Origin of the sequence: Curtobacterium sp. MCBD17_026 (assembly GCF_003234895.2) — a bacterium.
GTDB lineage: Bacteria > Actinomycetota > Actinomycetes > Actinomycetales > Microbacteriaceae > Curtobacterium > Curtobacterium flaccumfaciens.
Map to the genome: position 1 here is coordinate 2834119 of NZ_CP126281.1, position 19125 is coordinate 2853243.

Annotated in this window: 17 protein-coding genes and 1 tRNA gene; 6 read left to right on the forward strand and 12 right to left on the reverse strand. The window is 70.9% G+C overall.

From position 1 onward, the window contains the following. Positions 1-16: 16 nt before the first annotated feature. On the forward strand, positions 17-1021 hold the full coding sequence (locus DEI85_RS13400; protein WP_111122936.1) for a LacI family DNA-binding transcriptional regulator: 1005 nt from the start codon (positions 17-19) through the stop codon (positions 1019-1021). 253 nt (positions 1022-1274) lie between these two features. On the opposite strand, the gene DEI85_RS13405 is transcribed toward DEI85_RS13400, so the two are convergent. From DEI85_RS13405 to DEI85_RS13420, 4 genes are all read right to left on the reverse strand, one after another. Beyond that, positions 1275-1364: transfer RNA gene (locus DEI85_RS13405), tRNA-Ser, on the reverse strand. Between the two features lie 432 nt (positions 1365-1796). After that, on the reverse strand, positions 1797-3074 hold the full coding sequence (locus DEI85_RS13410; protein ID WP_258376232.1) for an LCP family protein: 1278 nt from the start codon (positions 3072-3074) through the stop codon (positions 1797-1799). A 201-nt stretch (positions 3075-3275) separates the two neighbouring features. Next, positions 3276-3956 carry a GntR family transcriptional regulator gene (locus DEI85_RS13415; protein ID WP_110862443.1) on the reverse strand — a complete coding sequence of 227 codons (681 nt, stop codon included), beginning with the start codon at positions 3954-3956 and terminating at the stop codon, positions 3276-3278. A gap of 169 nt (positions 3957-4125) precedes the next feature. Then, a complete protein-coding gene (locus tag DEI85_RS13420; RefSeq protein WP_375231882.1) occupies positions 4126-5580 on the reverse strand; it encodes an MFS transporter in 1455 nt (484 codons plus the stop codon). 205 nt (positions 5581-5785) lie between these two features. On the opposite strand from DEI85_RS13420, the gene DEI85_RS13425 reads away from it, so the two are divergent. Further along, positions 5786-7171, forward strand: coding sequence for a MoxR family ATPase (locus DEI85_RS13425; protein ID WP_110862441.1), 1386 nt, complete (start codon positions 5786-5788; stop codon positions 7169-7171). Next, complete coding sequence (locus tag DEI85_RS13430) at positions 7164-9182, forward strand: vWA domain-containing protein (protein WP_111122934.1); 2019 nt, start codon at positions 7164-7166, stop codon at positions 9180-9182. Before DEI85_RS13425 ends, DEI85_RS13430 begins: the two co-directional genes overlap by 8 nt. 70 nt (positions 9183-9252) lie before the next feature. On the opposite strand, the gene DEI85_RS13435 is transcribed toward DEI85_RS13430, so the two are convergent. Genes DEI85_RS13435 through DEI85_RS13445 form a run of 3 tightly spaced genes read right to left on the reverse strand, consistent with a single transcriptional unit; the run spans position 9253 to position 11348 of the window. After that, the gene (locus DEI85_RS13435; RefSeq protein ID WP_110862439.1) at positions 9253-10011 is read right to left on the reverse strand and encodes an SCO1664 family protein; all 759 of its coding nucleotides are present in this window, start codon (positions 10009-10011) and stop codon (positions 9253-9255) included. Then, a complete protein-coding gene (locus DEI85_RS13440; RefSeq protein WP_111122933.1) occupies positions 10008-10535 on the reverse strand; it encodes a DUF3090 domain-containing protein in 528 nt (175 codons plus the stop codon). Before DEI85_RS13440 ends, DEI85_RS13435 begins: the two co-directional genes overlap by 4 nt. Before the next feature lie 33 nt (positions 10536-10568). Continuing rightward, entirely contained in the window at positions 10569-11348 is a 780-nt protein-coding gene (locus DEI85_RS13445; RefSeq protein ID WP_111122932.1) for an MSMEG_4193 family putative phosphomutase, read from the reverse strand. A 68-nt stretch (positions 11349-11416) separates the two neighbouring features. Here DEI85_RS13445 and DEI85_RS13450 point away from each other — a divergent pair, with 68 nt between their 5' ends. The 3 genes from DEI85_RS13450 (at position 11417) to DEI85_RS13460 (ending at position 14304) form a co-directional block, all read left to right on the forward strand. Then, a complete protein-coding gene (locus DEI85_RS13450) occupies positions 11417-12634 on the forward strand; it encodes an MFS transporter (protein ID WP_111122931.1) in 1218 nt (405 codons plus the stop codon). A 10-nt stretch (positions 12635-12644) separates the two neighbouring features. Next, complete coding sequence (locus DEI85_RS13455) at positions 12645-13799, forward strand: AI-2E family transporter (protein WP_111122930.1); 1155 nt, start codon at positions 12645-12647, stop codon at positions 13797-13799. 76 nt (positions 13800-13875) lie between these two features. Then, positions 13876-14304, forward strand: coding sequence for a BLUF domain-containing protein (locus tag DEI85_RS13460; RefSeq protein ID WP_111122929.1), 429 nt, complete (start codon positions 13876-13878; stop codon positions 14302-14304). Positions 14305-14348: 44 nt separating this feature from the next. On the opposite strand, the gene DEI85_RS13465 is transcribed toward DEI85_RS13460, so the two are convergent. From DEI85_RS13465 to DEI85_RS13485, 5 genes are all read right to left on the reverse strand, one after another. Then, positions 14349-14957 carry a ScbR family autoregulator-binding transcription factor gene (locus DEI85_RS13465; protein WP_181420156.1) on the reverse strand — a complete coding sequence of 203 codons (609 nt, stop codon included), beginning with the start codon at positions 14955-14957 and terminating at the stop codon, positions 14349-14351. Between the two features lie 71 nt (positions 14958-15028). Beyond that, the gene (locus DEI85_RS13470) at positions 15029-15499 is read right to left on the reverse strand and encodes a BLUF domain-containing protein (protein WP_110862432.1); all 471 of its coding nucleotides are present in this window, start codon (positions 15497-15499) and stop codon (positions 15029-15031) included. Positions 15500-15603: 104 nt separating this feature from the next. Beyond that, on the reverse strand, positions 15604-16977 hold the full coding sequence (locus tag DEI85_RS13475) for an ABC transporter substrate-binding protein (RefSeq protein WP_220036897.1): 1374 nt from the start codon (positions 16975-16977) through the stop codon (positions 15604-15606). Positions 16978-17003: 26 nt separating this feature from the next. Next, positions 17004-17945: a carbohydrate ABC transporter permease gene (locus tag DEI85_RS13480; protein ID WP_175475023.1), complete on the reverse strand. Its 942-nt coding sequence runs from the start codon at positions 17943-17945 to the stop codon at positions 17004-17006. Positions 17946-17956: 11 nt separating this feature from the next. Continuing rightward, entirely contained in the window at positions 17957-18931 is a 975-nt protein-coding gene (locus DEI85_RS13485; protein ID WP_111122927.1) for a carbohydrate ABC transporter permease, read from the reverse strand. Positions 18932-19125: the final 194 nt, after the last annotated feature.

Below are 19125 nucleotides of genomic sequence, written 5' to 3' on the forward strand. Positions count from 1 at the left end.
GCCGGAAAGGCTCAGCGTGACCCCTCGCCCGCCGACGATCATCGACGTCGCCGCACGCGCGGGCGTCTCGAAGTCGCTGGTGTCGATGGTGCTGCGCGACGACCCCGGGGTCTCCCCCGCTCGCCGGTCCGCGGTGCTCGCCGCCGTCGCGGAGCTCGGCTACCGCCCGAACCGCGCCGCCGCCATCCTCGCCGGCACCCGGACCCGCACCATCGGGGTCATCGTCGATGACTTCCGGAACCCCTGGTACGTCCCGATGCTCGACGGCATCCGTGAGGCCCTCGCCCCGCACGGACTCCGCCTCACCCTCGCCGACACCCGCGCCAACGCCCACCTCGACTCCTCGCCCTTCGACGACCTGGTCTCCCTGCGGGTCGACGGCGTGGTCCTCGCCGCCGAGGGCTTCCCCGAGGTCGTCGTCCCCGCCGACACCCCGGTCGTGATCGCCGGCGCGCGCGAGGACGTACCGGGCGGACTCGACGTGGTCGCCTCCGACGAAGCCGCCGGCGGACGCCTGGCAGCGGATCACCTGATCGGCCTGGGTCACCGCCGCATCGCCCACGTCACCGGCTCGGGAGGCCCGGCTGCCGTCCGCCGTCAGGCCACCGTCGCGCAGCTGGTCGCCTCCGGCATCGAGCCGCTGGTCTACGGCTCCGGCCCGACCTCGGAGACCACCGGCTACGAGGGCGTGCGGCTCGCACTCCGGGAGCACCCCGACCTGACCGCGGTGTTCGCCGCGAACGACGTCATGGCGATGGGCGCGATCGCCGCCGTGCAGGAAGCCGGACTCCGCGTGCCGCAGGACATCTCGGTGATCGGCAACGACGAGACCCCGCTCGCCGCGTCACCCCTGTTGCGCCTGACGACGGTCGACCCGCACAACGACGAGGTCGGGCGCCTGGCGGCTGCGCGGTTGGTCGAGCGGATCGGCGCGGTCGCGGCGGCTCCCCCAGATCCCATCCGGACGCTCGTGCCGCCGACGCTCGTCGTGCGGTCGACGACGGGGCCGCCGCGCGCCTGAGTGGCGACCACGCCGGGGCCGACGCCGGCGGGGCGGAGGTGCGCCGAGCCTCCAGGCCGGGTGCGAGGTGACCCGAGGTCAGACGCGCGCGCCCTCGAGCCGCGGAACCTGGTTCCGGACACAGCACCGGGCGTTTCCGCGGTGTGGTGTCCGGAACCTGGTTCCAGCGGGCTCGGCCACCATGCGAGGCGCCCGGGAACGACGAAACCCCGGTCCGATCGGACCGGGGTTTCGTGCTGCAGTTCGTGCAGTGCGGAGACGGAGGGATTTGAACCCTCGGTCCCCTCAAAGGGGACTCCACCTTAGCAGGGTGGTGCACTCGGCCGGACTATGCGACGTCTCCAAGCACTCTCGCGAGCGCTGCGACCACCATACAGGAGGACCGCGCCACTCTCGACCCGACGCACGCCCGCGCGTGGCACGACCCGTCGCGCGCGGTCCCCCGAAGTGGGGACACGTGGGGGTTGTCGGGGCGTACCCCACTGCATAGCATCATCGGGACGCGGCAATCACGTTCCGGGGCTCGTCCCCGTCGTCGCGACACAGCACCCGACGTCGTTCCCCGTGCGGGCCCGGCGCGCCCGATCGCGTGGCGCCCGGCGGGGAGCGACTTCCCCTGGGGGCGCGGCCCACCACCGCGCCCCCGTTTCTGGGTTCGGGGCGGGGAGGCACCGAGCCGAGACTCGTCCCCGCGGACAGTGCACGGGCGCTGAAGGCCGCAAAGAGTCCGCGCAGCCGAGACTCGGGGACGGCAAGGGACCGCCTGCGCCGCGCCTCAGTACCCGAACGCCTTCGAGCAGGTCTGCTGGTCGGCGGACTGCCCCTCGAGCCCGTCGATGGTCTCGGGCGTCGCCGAGGGGGTGCGCGGCGCAGCGGACGACGGCGCTGCCGGGGTCGCCGGCTCCGGCGCAGCGGCCGGCGACGACGGCGCAGCGGTCGGCTGCGTCGGGTTCGGCTGCGTCGGACTCGTCTCCGACCCGATGCCCGTGCTGTCCGCCCCGAGGGAGAACGACTGGTCGGCCTTGATCTTCGCGAACAGCCGGTCGGCCAGGTACGTCGTCGGCTCGACCTTGCCCTCGTAGACACCGGTGCCGCCCGTGGTGCCCGGGTACTGCACGAAGTTCACCTGCGCCAGCGGCAGATCGCGCAGCGCCAGGCCCATCTGCACCATCGTCCCGATGTCGTTCAGGCTCTGGGACAGCTGCATGTTCGACGCCGCCGCCCGGGCCAGCTTGTACAGGCGGGCCGGCGAACCGAGGGTGTCGTTCGACTTCACGGTGCGGAGCAGCGACGACAGGAACACCTGCTGGCTCGAGATCCGGCCGAGGTCCGACCCGTCGCCGACCCCGTGCCGGGTGCGCAGGAACGCCAGGGCATCGTCACCCTGCAGGGTCGAGGTGCCGGCGGGCAGGTCCAGCCCTGAGTAGGAGTCGGTGATGGGCTGGGCGACACAGACGGGCACGCCACCGATCGCGTTCGACATCTCGATGACGCCCTTGAAGGACACCGCGGCCGAGTACTGGATGTCGAGTCCGGTCAGCCCGGCGACCGTCTGCGTGACGCAGTTCAGGCCGCCCTCGCCGAACGAGGTGTTGATCGGCTGCGCCGCCATCGCCGGCGCGGTGCCCGTGCCGTCGGTCTTCTTGCAGGCCGGGATCGGCGTGACGAGGTCGCGCGGGATGCTCACCGCGGTCGCGTTGGTGTGGTCGGCCGAGACGTGCAGCAGGATGTTGACGTCGTTGAGGGTCGCGTCGCGCTCTCCGAACGCCGGGCTCTGGTCAGGGTCGTTGTCGGTGCCGACGACGAGCATGTTGAACCCGCCCGTGAAGGCACTGAGCGGCTTCGCACCGCCCTGCGCCTGCGGTGCGGGCTGGCCCTGGATCTCGACGCCGTCACCGAGGTCGTCCGTGACCTGCTTCGCCGCGATCGCCGTCACCGAGACCGAGCTCACCAGGGCCACTGCGACGACGCCGGACACCGTCTTGGCAGCGGTCGCGAGGGGGCTCGAGCGCCGCAGACGTCCGTGCCGTGCGATCCCCGGTGCTCGGTTCAAGCGGTGGGATCGATCGCGGACGTCGTTCACGGGCACTCCTGTCGTCGGTGGACACGCCGGGGACGGCAACCGGTCAAGGCTGCCACGACGTTGCCTGACGATCCAGTGCGAGGGGCACCGGCACCGCTCACTGCGCGGCGTCGGGACCCGTGGACCATGGCGGTGGGAGCGGAGCTGAGCGGATCCGCAGCCGCCGCCGGTTCAGGCCGACACGACCACCCGGAAGCGGTCCGGCAGCGCGATCAGGGCGGACGACAGGTCGAGGAGCGCCGCGGCGCAGTCGTCGAGGGCGTCTCGCTCCGCCGCGTCCACGGCCCGCTCGACGATCGCGACCCGTCGTCGGCGGTCGACCACCGCATCGATGCCGTTCGCCAGGGCGACGTCGTCGGTGAAGAACATGTCGAGCACGATGCGCTGCGACAGCAACCAGTCGCCGCTGACCGACGACCCGCGGCGCCGCAGGTACCAGGCCCCGAGTTCGACGAAGGCACCTGCTTCGGTCCAGCAGTCGCGCAGCCACGCCTTGTCGAACCGGTCGTGGTACCCGACGGAGTTCGACGGCGGATCGACGAGCAGGGCCTGGGCGATCCGCAGTCGCTCGATCATCTGGTCGACCGACCACTGCGAGATCACGACACCGACGTACCGCTGCACGCTGGCCAGTTGCAGGGACTCGAGGGTCACGAGGGCTTCGCGCACGGGTGTGCGCGACACCCGCATGTCCGATGCCAGGGTGTCGAGCCGCAGCCGCTGCCCGCGGCGGTACTCCCCCCGCAGGACGTTGTCGAGCAGTCGCAGGAACACCGCGTCGCGCAGCAGGCTGCGGCGCAGGCCGTGGGGATCGAGTCCGTCGGCACCGGCTCGGGTGGGGGTGTGCTCCATCACCCCAGGCTCACGCACGGGCGGCACCCCCGAGGCGAGGGCGGTCGCTGCCGTGGATCGTGGTGGCCGGTGTCGTGCTGTGGAGGAGTGCCATGCACGCACAGTGACAGCGCGGCGACGGCGGCGCTAAACACTCTGAATACAGAATGTCAGACCGCCGCCGCCGGGCTCACCTCCGGTCGGACTTCGCGTCCCCGGTGAGCACCGAGAGCGGTTGGGTGACGTCCTCCAGCCCCTTCCGCGCGGCGTCGACCCCGAATATCAAGGCCACCACGCCGCCACCGATCATCACCGCGGATCCGAGCAGGTACCCCCAGAACAGCGGCTCCCGCGACGACCCGTCACCGATGAAGGCGCCGTAGATGGCCGGCGCGACCGCACCGAAGATCTGCGCCAGGGCGAAGAAGTACGAGATGGCCTGCGACCGCAGCTCGAGCGGGAAGATCTCGCTGACGGTCAGGTAGGCGCTCGACGCCCCGGCCGAGGCGAAGAAGAACGAGACGCACCAGAACGCGACCTGCACCGTCGCCGAGATCGCGTCGGCCCGGAACAGGAACGCCGACGTGGCGAGCACGAGGCCGGACACCAGGTACGTCAGGAAGATCATCTGGCGTCGACCCCAGGTGTCGAAGAAGCGCCCCAGGATGATCGGGCCGAGCAGGTTGCCGATCGCGAACGGGAAGAAGTAGACCGCCGTCTCCGCCGTCTTCAGGCCGAAGAAGTTCGTGAGGACCAGGGCGTAGGTGAAGAAGATCGCGTTGTACAGGAACGCCTGCGTGATCATCATCGTCGCGCCGACGAGCGTGCGGGTCGGGTACTGCTTCAGCAGCACGCGCGCGATGGCGAGGAACCCGACGCGGTCGGTCGGCGTGACCGTCATCGCCTTCGACTGGTCGACCTCCGGCAGGGGCTTGCCGGTCGCCTTCTCCACCGACTCCTCGATGCGCGAGACGGTGGCCTCGGCCTCTTCCTCGCGCCCGTGCGTCATCAGCCACCGCGGACTCTCCGGGATGTGCCGTCGCAGGAAGATGATCGCGATGCCGAGCACCGGGCCGAGGAAGAACCCGATGCGCCAGCCGATGTTCTCGGCGAAGTAGGACGTGTCGAGCAGGTAGATGTTCGCGAACGCGCCGAGTGCGGCACCGCCCCAGTACGTGCCGTTGATGGCGATGTCGACGTGCCCGCGGTACTTCGCCGGGATGAGCTCGTCGATCGCCGAGTTGATCGCCGCGTACTCGCCGCCGATGCCCAACCCCGCGACGAACCGGAAGGCCGCCAGGAACCAGAAGTCCTGCGCGAGGCCCGCGATGCCCGAACCGATCAGGTAGATCGCGAGCGTCAGGATGAACAGCTTGCGCCGCCCCAGTCGGTCGGACATGCGCCCGAACACCAGGGCACCGACGACCTGGCCGACCAGGTAGATCGTGCCGAGGGACGTCACCTGCTGCGTGGACAGGTTCAGGTCCGCCTGGAAGCCCGCGTTCGAGACGATCTGGATCTCGAGACCGTCGAGGATCCAGGACACGCCGAGTCCGACGACGACGCTCCAGTGGAACCGGGTCCACGGCAAGCGGTCCATCCTGGCGGGCACCAGGCTCTTGATGGTTGCGTTCGCGCTGCTCACGAAATGGGACCGTACGCCGAGATCGCCGATGTGGTTCAGATGCGGAACGAGGAACCGGGGACGGAGCCGGATCCCCCTACTTCGAATCCGGCTCCGTCGCCGGGATCCCAATGATCGCAAGTGCGATGGGAACCCACAAGCGGGCTGGAGGCGCGGTGCGGGCTGACACCGCGCCTCCGGTCCGCAACGGCGTAACGTCCAGAACGTGACCCGACCTGACATCCGCACGGTCGGCGAGCTCCGCACCTCTGGTCACGTCCAGAAGACGGTCCGCGCCGAGATCCGCGACAACCTGCTCACCGCCCTGCGCCAGGGCACCGATCCGTGGCCCGGGCTGCACGGCTTCGAGACCACCGTCATCCCCCAGCTCGAACGTGCCCTGATCGCCGGCCACGACGTCGTCCTGCTCGGCGAGCGCGGCCAGGGCAAGACCCGGCTGCTCCGCACCCTGCAGGGCCTGCTCGACGAGTGGACGCCGGTCATCACCGGCTCCGAGCTCGGCGAGCACCCGTACGAACCGATCACCACCGCGAGCATCCGGCGTGCCGACGACCTCGGCGACGCCCTGCCGATCAGCTGGCGGCACCGGGACGACCGCTACGTCGAGAAGCTCGCGACGCCGGACACGAGCGTCGCCGACCTGATCGGGGACGTCGACCCGATGAAGGTCGCCGAGGGCCGTAGCCTGGGCGACCCGGAGACCATCCACTTCGGGCTCGTCCCCCGTGGGCACCGTGGCATCGTCGCGATCAACGAGCTGCCCGACCTGGCCGAACGCATCCAGGTCGCGATGCTCAACGTGATGGAGGAGCGCGACGTCCAGATCCGCGGCTACGTGCTGCGGCTGCCGCTCGACGTGCTCGTCGTGGCGAGCGCGAACCCCGAGGACTACACGAACCGCGGCCGGATCATCACGCCGCTGAAGGACCGCTTCGGCGCCGAGATCCGCACGCACTACCCGATCGAGCTCGACGACGAGATCGCCGTCATCCGGCAGGAGGCGCAGCTGACGGCCGAGGTCCCGGACGCCCTGATCGAGATCCTCGCCCGGTTCACCCGGGCACTGCGTGGTTCGAGCGCCGTCGACCAGCGCAGCGGTGTGAGCGCCCGGTTCGCGATCGCCGGTGCCGAGACGGTGTCCGCCGCCGCGGTGCACCGCGCAGCTCGCCAGGGCGAGGACGAGGCGGTCGCGCGGCCGATCGACCTCGAGACCGCGGTGGACGTCCTCGGCGGCAAGATCGAGTTCGAGAACGGCGAAGAGGACCGGGCCGACGAGGTCCTCGAGCACCTGCTCCGCACCGCGACCGCCGAGACCGTGCGCTCCCGGTTCAAGGGCCTCGACTTCACGGTGCTCGTGGACGCGCTCGAGGGCGGCACGATGGTGACCACGGGCGAGCAGGTCAGCGCCCGGGCGTTCCTCGAAGGCCTGCCGTCGATCGGTGAGTCCGACCTGTACGACCAGGTGTGCGACCGGATGGGTGCGACGAACGACGGCGAACGCGCCGGCGCGATCGAGCTCGCCCTCGAGGGGTTGTTCCTGGCCCGGCGCATCAGCAAGGAGTCCGGCGGGGGCGAAGCCGTCTATGGCTAGGCAGAACCGGCGCCTGACGCGCGACACCCGGTACGGCCGCTACACCGACGGACCCGACCCGCTCGCCGCCCCGGTCGACCTGGCCGAGGCGCTCGACGCCATCGGGCAGGACGTGATGGGCGGCACGTCGCCCGAGCGGGCGATGCGGGAGTTCCTGCGGCGCGGCGGCCGGACGCAGCGCGGCCTCGACGACCTGGCCCGACGGGTGGCCGAGCGCCGCCGTGAGCTGACGAGCAGGAACAACCTCGACGGCACCCTGCAGCAGGTGCGCGAGCTCCTCGAGCAGGCGCTGCTCGCCGAGCGCGGGGAGCTCGCCCGCAACGTCGACCTCGACGACGGCGACCGGGCCCTGGCCGAACTGCAGCTCGACAGCCTGTCACCCTCCCCCGCCGCCGCGGTGCAGGAGCTCGGCGACTACGACTGGACGAGCCCGACCGCGCGCCGGAAGTACGACGAGATCAAGGACCTGCTCGGCCGCGAGGTGCTCGACCAGCGCTTCGCCGGCATGAAGCAGGCGCTCGAGGGCGCCACCGACCAGGACCGGGCCGCGGTCAGCGCGATGATGCAGGACCTCAACGCCCTGCTCGAGGCGCACGCCCGCGGCGAGGACACCCAGCAGCAGTTCGACGAGTTCATGGACCAGCACGGCGAGTACTTCCCGTCGGACCCCGCGAACGTCGACGAGCTGCTCGACGACCTGGCAGCCCGCGCGGCCGCGGCGCAGCGCATGCGGAACTCGATGACCCAGGAGCAGCGGGACGAACTCGACGCCCTCGCCCAGCAGGCCTTCGGCTCCCCCGACCTGATGGGGCAGCTGTCCCAGCTCGACGGCAACCTTCGCGCACTGCGTCCCGGCGAGGACTGGGGCGGATCGGAACGCATGGACGGCGAACAGGGCCTCGGGCTGGGCGACGGCACCGGGGTTTTCCAGGACATCGCGGACCTCGACGCCCTCGCCGACCAGCTCGCCCAGTCCGGGCCGGGCTCGGAGCTCGACGACCTGGACCTCGACGCGCTGTCCCGGCAGCTCGGCGACGAGGCGGCGGTCGACGCGAAGACCCTGCAGCGCCTCGAACAGGCGCTCCGGAACTCCGGGGCGATGCGCCGTGGAGCCGACGGGCAGCTCCGGCTCACCCCGAAGGCGATGCGGCAGCTCGGCAAGAGCCTGCTCAAGGACGTCGCCCAGCGGATGTCCGGTCGCCAGGGCGCGCGGGACCTCCGTCGCTCGGGCGCCGCGGGCGAACCCTCGGGGGCGTCGCGGCAGTGGGCGTTCGGCGACACCGAGCCGTGGGACATCCCCCGCACGATCACGAACGCCGTGGTGCGGACGGCGGCCAGCGGTCGACGGGGTGCGGGCGTGCGCCTGAGCATCGAGGACGTCGAGGTGCAGGAGACCGAGGCGCGCACCCAGGCTTGCGTCGCGCTGCTCGTCGACACGTCGTTCTCGATGGCGATGGAGGACCGCTGGGTGCCGATGAAGCGCACCGCCCTCGCGCTGCACACCCTGGTGTCGACCCGGTTCCGCGGCGACGACCTGCAGCTCATCGCCTTCGGTCGCGAGGCCGAGGTGATGGACGTCGAACAGCTCGTCGGTCTCGACGCGATGTGGGACAAGGGCACGAACCTGCACCACGCCCTGTTGCTCGCCAACCGGCACTTCCGGAAGCACCCCACGGCCCAGCCGGTGCTCCTCATCGTCACCGACGGCGAGCCGACGTCGCACCTCGAGCCGAACGGGCAGGTCTGGTTCGACTACCCACCCGACCCGGTGACGATCGCGCTGACCGTGCGGGAGCTCGAGAACGCCGGACGCCTCGGCGCCCAGACGACGTTCTTCCGCCTCGGCGAGGACCCGGGGCTCGCCCGGTTCATCGACGCGATGGCGAAGCGGGTGGACGGCAGCGTCGTGGCACCGGAGAACGACGACCTCGGGGTCGCCGTGGTCGGCTCGTACCTCGGCTCGCGTCGCGGGGCCGACGGCGCGCTCTTCCGCGACGACCGGGGGCTCTGAAGCCCTCACGGGACGGACTGGAGGCCCGTGGCGAGACCGCCACGGGCCTCCAGTCCATTGTCGGGTGCGTCTAGAACAGTGGCCAGGGCACGGCGGGGCCGTGACCGGGCGGCGGCGGGAAGATCCCGACGGCACGCAGGGCCGCGCAGCGCGCTCGGAGCGTGTCGATCTCCTCGTCCGTCAGGTGCTCGGCGAGCTCGTCGCCGAGACCGCCGCGCAGGGCTTCGGACACCCGGTCGAGGCCCTCGAGCTCGTCCGGCCCGAGCGGCTCCCCGATCCAGCCCCACAGGACCGTCCGGAGCTTGTGCTCGACGTGGAAGGTGAGCCCGTGGTCGACGCCGAAGCGGTGGCCGTCGGGCATCGCGAGCACGTGCCCACCCTTGCGGTCGGCGTTGTTCACGACCACGTCGAAGACGGCCATCCGGCGCAGGGCCTCGGAGTCCTCGTGCACGAGCGTGACGGGCTGGTCCTGTTCGTCGATCGCCTCGAGCACGGGCAGCCAGGGCGAATCGTCCGCCTCGGCGAGCTCCGGCGCCACCAGGTCGACGGCGTCCTGCTCGGGGTCGACGTCCTGCCAGCGCTGCACCATGCCAGGGCCGAACGGACCGTCGCCCATCCACGTGGGCGGGACGACACCCCAGCCGAACGCCTCGGAGACCAGGTGCGCGGCGATCTCGCGGCCGGCGAGCGTGCCGTCCGGGAAGTCCCACAGCGGGCGCTCGCCCTCGATGGGCTTGTAGACGACGGTCGCGCCGTCGAGTTCGGCGAGGAAGGTGGCGTTGGACGCCTCGCGGATGCGCGCCCGGACGGACAGCGAGCCGTCGCTCATGCGTCGCCGGGCGGACGACCGGCGGCGACGACCTCGCGCGTGCGCTCGACGAAGGCCCGGGCGGTGCCGACCGGGATCTTCACCTGGAACAGCTCCGCGGGCTCGGGGATCTCGACGACGGCTTCGATCTCGATGCCGTCCTCGCTCTCCTCGGACACGATCTCGATCTCGTCGTCGATCGGGTACGCCTCGATGACGACCTGCGCGGTGGAGGGGTCGAAGCCCAGGCTCAGTGCTCCCGCGCGGAACTCGGGCTCGACGGGCTGGTCGAGCGGCTCCGGGTCGCGGAGTTCGACCGGCACCGACGGCGGCACGCTGAAGCGGTTGTCGTCGACGGTCGCGACCTCGTCGAGGAGCTCGTCGATCTTGTCGGCGAGCACGGCGGTCTGCTCCTTCTCGAGCGCGACGCTGGTGACGCGTCGACCGGAGCGGGCCTGGATGTAGAAGGCGCGCTCACCCGGACGGCCGATGGTGCCGACGACGAGGCGGTCCGGCCAGTCGAAGCCGTGGACGATGGTGGGCATACCCGCATTGTAGGAGCGCTCGGCTCCGCCCGTTCAGGGTCGGGCAGGACCCGCGGGCGCGTCGGGTGCCGGACGCCCGGTGCCGGTGTGCGCATCGGGTTCCGGATGGCCCGCGCCGCCGCCGACCGCGGCGTCCCCGCTGGGTGCTTGGGCGGTGCGCAGCCAGGACAGGTCGCCCGACTCGGTGTTCGTCGCGACGACCTCGGGGCGGTGCTCGCCGTAGCGCACGACGGACACCGAGGCCGGGCCGACGCCGATGCGCTGGAACAGGTCCAGGTGCATGCCGAACGCGTCGGCCAGGACGCTCTTGATGATGTCGCCGTGGCTCACCGCGACCCAGACCGCGCCGGGTCCGTGCTCCGCCTCGACCTCGGCGTCGATGCGCCGGACGGCCGCGACGGCCCGGGACTGCATCGTCTGCATGGACTCACCGCCGGGGAACACGACGGCGCTCGGGTTCGCCTGCACCGTGCGCCAGAGGGGCTCCTTCGCCAGGTCGGCGAGCTTCCGGCCCTGCCACTGCCCGTAGTCGGCCTCGGTGATGGCCCGCTCGATCAGCGAGGCGGGTGACCCGGTCTGCCGGTCGGTCTGCCGGTCGGTCTGCCGGTCGAGGATCGCACGGGCGGTCTGCCGGCAGCGCTCGAGCGGACTCGACACCACGGCGACGACGGGCACCGCGGCGATGCGCTCCGCGGTCCGCTCCGCCTGGGTGCGGCCGACGGCGTCGAGTCGCACGCCGGCGGTGCGTCCGGCGAGGACGCCGGTGGCGTTCGCGGTGGTGCGTCCGTGACGGACGAGGAGGACGGTCGCCATGCGCCCGATCCTAGGCGCGGGACGCGGTCGCCCTTGACGGGCCGCCCGGGGACCGATCAGATGGGGGCATGGCCGGGCGGCATCGACTCGCACTCTTCGCCACGTCGACGGTGACCGGGTTCGGGATCGCGACGTGGATCACCCGGACGCCCGCGATCCGCGACGAGCTCGGTGCCTCGATCGAGGCGATGGGCCTCGTCCTGCTCGGGCTGTCGATCGGGTCGATGATCGGGATCCTCGGTGCCGGGGCCCTGGTGCGGCGGCTCGGCAACCGCCCGCTCATCCTGCTCGGGGGCGCGCTGCCCGTCGTCGGCATGGTGCTCGTCGCGCTGCTCGCCCCGGCGCAGGTCGCCGCCGGGGTCTGGGCCGGACTGTTCCTGATCGGCTTCGGGGCGGGGGTCGCCGAGATCGGGCTGAACGTCGAGGCCGCGGCGGTCGAACGGCAGATCGGACGACCGGTCGTGCCGGTGCTGCACGCCTGCTTCAGCCTCGGCAGCGTGGTCGGTGGGGTCGTCGGCATCGCCATGACGGCCGCGCGGACCCCGGTCGGGGTGCACCTGCTCGTCGGTGCCGCGGTGATGGCCGCGCTGGCGGTGTTCGCGGCCCTGAACCTGCGGCCGGTGCCCCGTGACGCACCCACCGATGCGCCGGCCGATGCCCCGGGCACCCGTCGGGGAGCCCGCCGCTCCGTCCTCACCGTGCAGCTCGCCATGATCGCCGTGATCACCCTGGCGATGGCCTTCGCCGAGGGTGCCGCGAGCGACTGGCTCCCGCTGCTGATGACCACCGACCACGACGCTCCGGAGTCCGTCGGGTCCCTCGTGTTCACCGGGTTCGCCCTGGCCATGCTCATCGGTCGCGCGGCCGGCACCCCGCTCGTCGCCCGGTTCGGTCGCGCCCCGGTCGTCCGGGTCTGTGCAGCCGTCGGTGCGGTGGGGGTCCTGCTCGTCGTGCTGTCACCGAGTCCGGTCGTCACCGCGGCGGCGGCCGGCGTCTGGGGTCTCGGCATCGCCCTCGGGTTCCCCCTGTCGATCTCCGCCGCGGGCGACCACCCCACCGACGGCGACCGCCGGGTGTCGGTGGTGGCCACCGCCGGGTACATCGCGTTCCTGGTGGGGCCGCCGCTGCTCGGGTTCGTCGGGGAGCACCTCGGCCTGCAGACGGCGATGCTCGTGCCCCTCGTCCTGCTGGTCGCGGCGTTCGTGGTCGCCCCGGCGACGCGGGGAGAGGACACCGGGCGGACGATCGAGCCGGCGGAACCGGCGCGTCGGCCGTCCGGTCGGTAGCGTCTCGGGCATGCCGTTCTTCCGCGACGCTCCACGCCCGACCGCTCCGCCCGTTCCGTCGAGGGTCCAGGCCGCGTGGTCCGACTCCGCCGGGCACCTCGCGACCCGCTGCCTGCAGCTCATCATCGTCGTGGTGGTCGTCGCCGGCATCGTCTGGGCGAGCAACATCCTGAGCGTCGTCACGATCCCCGTGCTCCTCGCGCTCATCATCGCGTCGGCCATGCACCCCGTGGTGTCGTGGCTCCGCAAGCACCGGGTGCCGTCGGTGCTGGCCACCCTCGCGGTGCTCATCGGCGTCCTCGCGGTCCTGGGCCTGATCGGCTGGCTCATCGTCGTCGCGGTCGAGAACCAGTGGGCACAGCTGCAGAAGTCCGCCGTCGACGGGTTCCAGCAGCTGCAGACGTTCGCGAAGACCCTGCCGTTCTCGATCTCCGACAAGCAGATCGACGACGCCGTCGCCGGCGCCTCCGACTTCGTCACGAGCGCGCAGTTCGGCTCCGGTGCCCTCGCCGGTGCCTCGGCCACCGCGAACTTCCTGACCGGGCTCGTCCTGATGATCGTCGTGCTGTTCTTCTTCCTGAAGGACGGCCCGAGCATCTGGGAGTTCCTGCTCCGCCCCTTCACCGGTGAGCGCTACGCCCGTGCACGCCGCGTCGGCGACCGGGTCGTCTCGACCCTCGGCGGGTACGTCCGCGGCACCGCCACCGTCGCTGCGGTCGACGCGATCGGCATCGGTGTCGGCATCGCGATCGTCGGCGTCCCCCTCGCCCTGCCGCTGGCCGTCATCGTGTTCATCACGGCGTTCATCCCGATCGTCGGTGCCACCGCGGCCGGCATCCTCGCCGCCCTCGTCGCGCTCGTGGCCCTCGGCCCGGTGCAGGCCCTCTTCGTGATCGGCATCGTGATCGTCGTCAACCAGCTCGAGGGCAACTTCCTGCAGCCGGTCCTGATGGGTCGCACGCTCAAGCTGCACGGCCTCGTCATCCTGATCGGTCTGACCGCGGGCACCGTCCTGGCCGGCATCACGGGCGCGATCATCTCGGTGCCGCTGCTCGCCGCCGCCTGGGGCGCGATCCTGGTCTGGGACGGTCCGAACACCCCGGCCCGCCCGTGGCGGAAGAAGCGCAACGAGGACGTCACCGCGCACGAGCTGCCGCAGGGCTGATCCGCAGCGCCGATCCGGAGGGCGCGTTGCGGACATCCACTTCGCGCAGCGGCCTTCCACCCAGCAGGATGGAGGAGTGCTCGTCTCCATCGTCTACATGAGCCGTGCCGTCGTCCCCTTCGACGACCAGGCCATGGCGGTGCTGCTCGCGGAGTCCCGGCTGCGCAACGAAGCGCTCGGGGTCTCCGGACTCCTGCTCGCCAAGGGCGGCCGCTTCATGCAGCTGCTCGAGGGGCCGGCGTGGAGCGTGCAGGACCGGTACGACGTGATCGCGAAGGACCGACGTCACGGTGAGGTCAAGTCACTGGTGCGCGAGGACATCGAGCGCCGACGTTTCGACGGCTGGTCGATGGCCTACCGGGCGCTGGACGACGACGACGTCCGCTTGGAGGACGGCTTCAGCCCGTTCCTGTCCGGCACGATGGACTTCCCGCGATCGTTCGACCGGACCAGTGCGGCCTGGCTGCTGAAGTGGTTCCGCGACCGCGAGCTGCACGACCGCTGACCCGCCGGCAGCGCCGCACCCGTCCGCATCGCCGTACCAGCGGTTCAGTCAGCGCCGAACGCGTCCTCGACGACCGCGAGCAGCCGGTCGCGGTGCTTCGGGTCCGCCGTCGCCGCGATCACCACGCGCCACATCGTCGCCACCGCCGGCATCAGGTCGGTGCGCCGCGTCCGGACGTCGGACACGAGCTGCACGCCGGTGAAGTAGGGCACCACCGTTGATCCGAGCTGCTCCGCGGTCAGGTCCGTCCGGAGTTCCCCGCTCGCGATCGCCAACCGGAACACGTCGACGATCCCGCCGATCCACTGCTCGTAGAAGCTCAGCGTCGCGGTCTGGAACTCGCCGCGCTCCAGCGACAGCCGGATGCCCGCCCGCACGATCGGGTCGGTCCGGAGCAGGTCGGCGATGCCGTGCGACGCTCCGACCAGCGCGGCGACCGGTGAGCTGTCGGTGTGGCTGACGACGTCGAAGGTGCGGGCGTTCTGCTCGCCGATGACGCCGAGCGCCAGGGCGAGCTTCGTCGGGAAGTGGAAGTGCAGCGTGCCCTGCGAGACGCCCGCCGTGCGGGCGATGCCCGCGATCGTCGCGCCGGCGAAGCCGACGCGGTCGAACTCCTCCGCCGCGGCCACCAGGATCTGCTCACGTCGTTCCACGGGACCAGTCTCACAGTCTGGAGGGACGGTGCCAGCTGGCACCGCGCCACCAGTCCGAGGGGTGGTGCGTCTCAGGCCGCGTGCCGGCCGAGCGTGACGCGCTCCTCGGGCAGGTCCTGCAGGTCGCGCCCACGGAACCAGCGGAGCAGCCAGTCGGCGGGCGTGCCCGCCACCCCGGTCGGAAGACCGGTGCGGTCGCTCAGGAAGGTGCTGAAGCCGGGCTCGTCACGGAGCTCGTCCCCGGTCGGGCTGCCGAACGCCATCGCCCACCCGTCGAACCGACGCGTGCTGATGGACTCACGCGACAGCGACTTCACGCCGGTGTGCCGCGGGTCGCGCTCGATCGCGGCGAAGCGGTCCTCGACGCTCCAGACCGGGCCCTCGAGCACCTGCATGAAGCGGCCGCCCTTGGCGAGCAGGAGCCCGGAGACGCCGAGCGCGTGGTTGCGGAGGCGCGCTTCGCGCAGCATGGCGACCAGCTGGTCGTCGGTCAGGTCGTCGACGGCGACGGACATGTAGACGAGGGAGGTGAGGGAAGTCATCCCCTGCAGTCTGGATCGTGGTCGGCGGCACGGTCAACGCGTCGTCCGCACACCGCACCGGACGGCGCGGCATGCGGACGACGGGCGGACCAGCAGGGCGTCGATCAGGTGAGGGCGAGCAGGTTGTTGACCTGCTCGTTGACCCCGGTCAGCGTCGAGATCGGCTTGCCGTTCGCGTAGACGTCGTCGAAGGCGGGCTGCAGCAGAGCCTGCACGTCGGCGGGGTTCTTCGTGACCGGGAACAGGAACGTGGTGTCCTCCTCGACCTGCCGGGTGAACGCCGAGACGTCGAGGCCGCGCTTCCGGAACGACGCCACGGCGGCCTCGGTGCCCGCGGGACGGGCCGGGAACACGATGCCGCTCTCGCCGACGATCCGCTGCGCCTCATCACTGCCCAGGAACGCCACCCACTTCGCCGCGGCCTCGGGGTCCTTCGCCTGCTTCGTGATCGAGTCGCCGAGCCCGTTGAACATCGAGGCACGGTGACCCGACGGGCCGATCGGCGTGGGCGCGACCGCGACGTCGAGGTCCTCCATGCCCAGGTACGAGCCGATCATCCACGAGCCGTTGAAGGACAGCGCGCACTTGCCGGCGCCGAGCTGGACCTCGGGCCCGGTCGTGGTGGAGAACACCCCGTACTTCGCCATGTAGCCCTTCTCGGCCAGCCGGTAGTACCAGGCGAGGGTGTCCTGCACGACCCGCTCGTCGTAGCGGAACCTGTCGCCCCACGGGTTCTCGTTCGTGTAGAACCAGTCGACCGATCCGGTGAACGGCGACCACTGGGTCTGTCCGAAGCCGTCACCGCCCGAGCCGTTCGACGAGATGCCGTAGACGGCGACGTCGTCCTTGTCGAAGCCGTCCTCGTCGCCGCGTCGGCCCTTCGAGTCCACCGTCAGCCGCGCGAGCATCCGCTCGAACGTGCCGCCGTCGTCCGGGTTCCACTCGAGCGACCCGAGCTCCTCGGCGGAGACCCCCGCCTTCGCCATCGCCTTCTCGTCGTAGAACATCGCGACGGTGTCCCAGTCCTTCGGGGAGCCGTAGCGGTGGCCGTCCTGGCCCTTCCACAGTTCGGCGAGCCCGGACTGGTAGTCGTCGTCGCGGATGCTCTTCGTGGCGTCGAGTTCGTCGAGCTTGTAGAGCACGTCGAGGTCGGCGTACTGCGGGAACTTCGTCAGGTGGTCGGTGAAGACGTCGGGCGCGGTGCCGGCGATGAAGCCCGCGGTGAGCTTGGTCCAGTAGTCGTTCCACCCGAGCTGGGTGATCTGCACGGTGATGTCCGGGTTCGCGCGGTGGAACGCGTCGGCGACGGCCTGGTACGCGGGCTGCTGGTTGGCGTCCCAGAGCCAGTAGCTCACGGTGCGCGCACCCGACCGGTTCGTCGTGCGGCGACCGGGCGACGAGCAGGCGGCGAGCGCGCCGAGGGCCAGGGCGGAGGCGCCGCCGGCGAAGAGCGTGCGGCGGGTCAGTTGGTTCGTCATGGTGTTCGTCCTGTCCGACAGCCGGGTCACTTGATCCCGGAGAAGCCGATGGAGTTGACGATCCGCTTGGCGAAGACGCCGAACAGCAGGATCATCGGGAGCGCCGCCACCAGGGTCGCGGCCATCAGCCCGGCCCAGTCGGTGCCGGACTGCGGGGTCTGCGACTTGAAGACGCCGAGCGCGACGGTCAGCACCCGAGAGTTGTCGGTGTACGACACCATGAGCGGCCAGAAGTAGTCGTTCCAGCTCGTGATGTACGTCAACACGGCGAGCGTGGCGATCGGGGCGGCCGCCATCGGGATGACGAGCCGGAAGAACACGCGCACCTTGCCGGCGCCGTCGATGAGCGCCGCCTCTTCGACCTCCTTCGAGATGCCGAGGAAGAACTGCCGCAGGAAGAACACCGCGAACGGGGTCATGAACATCGTCGGCAGGGCGATGCCGAGCAGGTTGTCGACGAGCCCGAGCTGCTTGATGAGCGTGAAGTTCGGCAGCAGCGTGAAGATCGCGGGGACCATCAGCCCGGCCAGGAACACCCCGAACACCTTGTCGCGACCGGGCCAGCGCAGCCGGGCGAAGGCGTAGGCGGCCGCCGCCGAGAAGAACACCTGGCCGACGGTGACGAGCGTCGACACCAGGATCGAGTTGAGCAGGTAGCGCCAGAAGTTCAGCGCGGCGCCGGAGCCCCCCTGTGCCAACGCCTCTTCGGTGGACTGCAGGCCGAAGACCCGCTCGAACCCGCCCAGGCTGAACCCGACGGGCAGCAGCGACGTGGGGTCGGAGTTGATCGCGGTGTTCGACGACAGCGCGGTGCGCAGGATCCAGTAGAACGGGAACAGGGTGACGACGATGACGAGGATCATCGCGACCCAGGCGAGCACCCGGCCGAGCGACGGGCGACGACGGTGGCCGGCGCCCATCCGCGGCGGGCGGGACGTGGTGACGGAACGGGTGAGTGTCGTGGTCATGGCGCTTCCGTTCAGTCCAGGTCGGACTCACCCGAGCGGGTGAGGCGGTACTGGAGGATCGTGATGATGCTGAGGACGATGAGGAGCGCGACCGAGACCGCGGACGCGTAGCCGAACTGGAACCGGCCGAACGCCAGGTTGTAGATGTAGTTCTGCACGACGTTCGTGGCGTTCGCGGGGCCGCCCTGCGTGGTGACGGCGACGGTGTCGAACACCTGGAACGAACCGATCACGGTGATGATCAGCACCAGGGACAGGATGGGGCGGAGCAGCGGCACCGTGATGCGCCAGAACATCTTCCACTCGCTCGCTCCGTCGATGCGTCCGGCCTCGTACACGGTCTCGGGCAGCGACTGCAGGCCGGCGAAGATGAGCAGCGCCGTGTAGCCGACGTGCCGCCAGACGTTGATGAGCGCGATCGAGGGGATGCCCCAGACGTCGCTCTGCAGGAACGGGATGCGGTCGAGCCCGAGTGCGGCGAGCATCTCGTTGCCGATGCCGAGCTGGGTGTCGAGGATCCAGAGCCAGACGAGGGCGGCGACGACGTTCGACACCAGGTACGGCGCGAGCACGATGCCGCGCACGAAGGTCGACTTGGTCAGGCGGTGCATCATCACGGCGATGAACAGCGCGACGACGGTCTGGATGACGATGTTGATGAGCACGTACTCGACGGTCACCACCATCGAGTGCCAGAAGATCGAGTCCTGCACCAGGCGGGCGTAGTTCTGCAGGCCGGTGAACTCGGGCTCGGTGAGCAGGTTGTACGAGGTGAAGCTCAGGTAGATGCCCCGCACGGTCGGCCAGGCCAGGAACACCGCGAAACCGACGGCTGCCGGAGCGATGAAGACGAGCGCGAGCCACAGGTCGTTCCTTGGGCGGCGGCTCGGTGCGGTGGTGCGGGCACGGGCGAGGTCGGCGGACCGACTCCTCCGTCTCGTGCTGGCGGTCGTCAAGGGTGACGACACAGGGCTCTCGGTTGCCATCGCGACTCCTTCGTCTGCGGTGGACTGACGTGCAGCAGTCCGTGAGCCGGGAATCTACACGTGGGGACCACCGCTCGCAAGACCCGGTTTCCGGGCTGTGGACCGGGGTTGTCACGTGTAGACCACGTGTGTCAGGATGGCGCTCGATCGCATCGGAGCGACCCGCTCGGCGACGCATCCCACACCCTGGAAAG

What these genes read in the sequence shown, in the direction of transcription:
- DEI85_RS13415 (WP_110862443.1), bottom strand. Translation starts at nt 3,956, where the DNA reads ATGGAGCACACCCCCACCCGAGCCGGTGCCGACGGACTCGATCCCCAC.
- DEI85_RS13430 (WP_111122934.1), top strand. Translation starts at nt 7,164, where the DNA reads ATGGCTAGGCAGAACCGGCGCCTGACGCGCGACACCCGGTACGGCCGC.
- DEI85_RS13435 (WP_110862439.1), bottom strand. Translation starts at nt 10,011, where the DNA reads ATGAGCGACGGCTCGCTGTCCGTCCGGGCGCGCATCCGCGAGGCGTCC.
- DEI85_RS13440 (WP_111122933.1), bottom strand. Translation starts at nt 10,535, where the DNA reads ATGCCCACCATCGTCCACGGCTTCGACTGGCCGGACCGCCTCGTCGTC.
- DEI85_RS13445 (WP_111122932.1), bottom strand. Translation starts at nt 11,348, where the DNA reads ATGGCGACCGTCCTCCTCGTCCGTCACGGACGCACCACCGCGAACGCC.
- DEI85_RS13450 (WP_111122931.1), top strand. Translation starts at nt 11,417, where the DNA reads ATGGCCGGGCGGCATCGACTCGCACTCTTCGCCACGTCGACGGTGACC.
- DEI85_RS13455 (WP_111122930.1), top strand. Translation starts at nt 12,645, where the DNA reads ATGCCGTTCTTCCGCGACGCTCCACGCCCGACCGCTCCGCCCGTTCCG.
- DEI85_RS13470 (WP_110862432.1), bottom strand. Translation starts at nt 15,499, where the DNA reads ATGACTTCCCTCACCTCCCTCGTCTACATGTCCGTCGCCGTCGACGAC.
- DEI85_RS13475 (WP_220036897.1), bottom strand. Translation starts at nt 16,977, where the DNA reads ATGACGAACCAACTGACCCGCCGCACGCTCTTCGCCGGCGGCGCCTCC.
- DEI85_RS13480 (WP_175475023.1), bottom strand. Translation starts at nt 17,945, where the DNA reads ATGACCACGACACTCACCCGTTCCGTCACCACGTCCCGCCCGCCGCGG.
- DEI85_RS13485 (WP_111122927.1), bottom strand. Translation starts at nt 18,931, where the DNA reads ATGGCAACCGAGAGCCCTGTGTCGTCACCCTTGACGACCGCCAGCACG.